Source organism: Streptomyces antioxidans, from assembly GCF_000968685.2.
GTDB classification, from domain to species: Bacteria; Actinomycetota; Actinomycetes; order Streptomycetales; family Streptomycetaceae; genus Streptomyces; species Streptomyces antioxidans.
Map to the genome: position 1 here is coordinate 1 of NZ_LAKD02000190.1, position 2,336 is coordinate 2,336.

Genomic DNA, 2,336 nt, shown 5'->3' on the forward strand with positions numbered 1-2,336 from the left:
ACCACCCGGCGCCACCCCCAACACCGCCGGGGCCTCCTCCCACCAGTACCGGGTGCGCTGGAAGGCATACGTCGGCAGTTCGACCCGCCGGGCCCCGGTGCCCTCGAAGTAGCCTCCCCAGTCCGGGGACTGGCCCCGGACGTGCAGCAGGGCGAGGGCGGCGGTCATCGACTCAGCCTCGGCACGTCCCTTCCGCAGCGTGGCGGCGAACGCGGCGTCCTCACCGGTCACGCACTCCTGCGCCATCGCGGAGAGAACGCCATCGGGGCCGAGCTCGACGAAGCTCGTCACACCCTCCGCTTCCAATGTCCGCACACCGTCGAGGAAACGGACCGCCTCGCGGACGTGGCGCACCCAGAAGTCCGGGCTGGTGATCTCCTCGGCGGAGACCAGCTCGCCGGTCAGGTTGGACACGATGGGGATGCGCGGGGCCTCGTACGACAGCCCTTCCGCGACCCCACGGAAGGCGTCCAACATGCCGTCCATACGCGGCGAGTGGAACGCATGGCTCACGGTCAGCCGCTTGATCTTCCGACCCTGCGCCTCAAAACCGGAAGCGATCTCCAGCGCCGCGTCCTCATCACCCGCGATGACCACCGACGACGGCCCATTCAGCGCGGCAATGCTGACCCGCTCATTCAGCAGCGGCGCCACCTCGTCCTCCGACGCCTGGATGGCGACCATCGCGCCACCGGCCGGAAGCTCCTGCATCAACCGGCCACGCGCCGCCACCAGCTTGGCGGCATCGGAGAGCGACAGCACACCCGCCACATGCGCGGCGGCCAGCTCACCGATCGAATGCCCGGACAGGAAGTCCGCCTTCAGCCCCCACGCATCCGAGACCAGCCGGAACAGCGCCACCTCGACCGCGAACAGCGCGGGCTGAGTGAACCCCGTCCGATCCAGCACCGCCGCGTCATCCCCGAACAACACATCCCGCAACGGCCGCTCAAGGTACAGATCCAGATGCGCACACACCTCATCCAGCGCATCCGCGAACACCGGATAGGCGTCATACAACTCACGCCCCATCCCCAGCCGCTGACTCCCCTGCCCCGTGAACAGGAACGCCACCTTGCCTTCCGCGACCGTCCCCTCAACCACATCCGGGACGGACTCGTCCCGGGACAGCGCGTCCAGGCCCGCCAGGAACGTGTCGCGGTCCGTGGTGACGAGGGCGGCGCGCCGCTCCAGCGCGGCGCGGCTGGTGGCGAGCGAGTAGGCGAGGTCGGTCGCGTGCAGTTCGGGGTGGGTGCGGAGATGGGTGGCCAGCTGGGCGGCCTGGGCGCGCAGTGCCCGCCCGTCCTTCGCCGACAGCAGCCACGGCAGTACGGTCAGCTCACGCGGCGTAGCGGGCTGCTCGCCCGGGGCGACCGGGACGGCAGGAAGCGCCGGAAGGGCCGGTGCCTGCTCGATGATGGTGTGCGCATTGGTGCCGCTGAGCCCGAAGGACGACACGCCCGCGCGGCGCGGACGGCCGGTCTCCGGCCACTCCACCTGCTCGCTCAACAGCGCCACCGCACCCGACGACCAGTCCACATGCGGCGACGGCGCGTCCACATGCAACGTCTGCGGCAACACACCGTGCCGCATCGCCAGCACCATCTTGATGATGCCCGCCACACCGGCAGCCGCCTGCGTATGACCGATGTTGGACTTGATGGAGCCGAGCAGCAGCGGCTGCCCCTCCGCCCGCTCCTGGCCATACGTGGCCAGCAGCGCCTGCGCCTCGATCGGATCACCCAGCGTCGTACCCGTGCCGTGCGCCTCGACCGCGTCCACATCCCCGGCCGACAGCCCCGCACCGGCCAGCGCCTGCCGGATCACCCGCTGCTGCGAGGGACCGTTCGGCGCCGTCAGACCGTTGCTCGCGCCGTCCTGGTTGATCGCCGAGCCCCGGACCACCGCAAGCACCGGATGGCCATTGCGGCGGGCGTCCGACAGCCACTCCACGAGCAGCATGCCGACGCCCTCGCCCCAGCCCGTGCCATCCGCACCGGCCGCGAACGCCTTGATCCGGCCGTCTTCCGCGAGCCCGCGCTGACGGCTGAAGTCGACGAACGCCTCCGGCGTGGACATCACGGTGACGCCGCCCGCGAGCGCCATCGTGCACTCGCCCGCGCGCAGCGCCTGAACGGCCATGTGCAGGGCCACCAGCGACGACGAGCAGGCCGTGTCGACCGTGACCGCCGGGCCCTCCAGACCGAAGGTGTACGCCACCCGCCCGGACACCACGCTCGCCGCGTTGCCCGTGCCCAGATGACCCTCCAGACCCTCGGGCGGGGTGGAGACGAGCTGGGCGTAGTCCTGGCCGTTGGTGCCCGCGAAGACACCGA

General features: G+C 70.9%; 1 protein-coding gene. It reads right to left on the reverse strand.

Features of this window, described 5'->3' with window-relative positions; all coding sequences use genetic code 11:
* The coding region (locus tag VT50_RS37520; protein WP_143645363.1) for a type I polyketide synthase at positions 1 to 2,336 on the reverse strand (2,336 nt) is incomplete at both ends.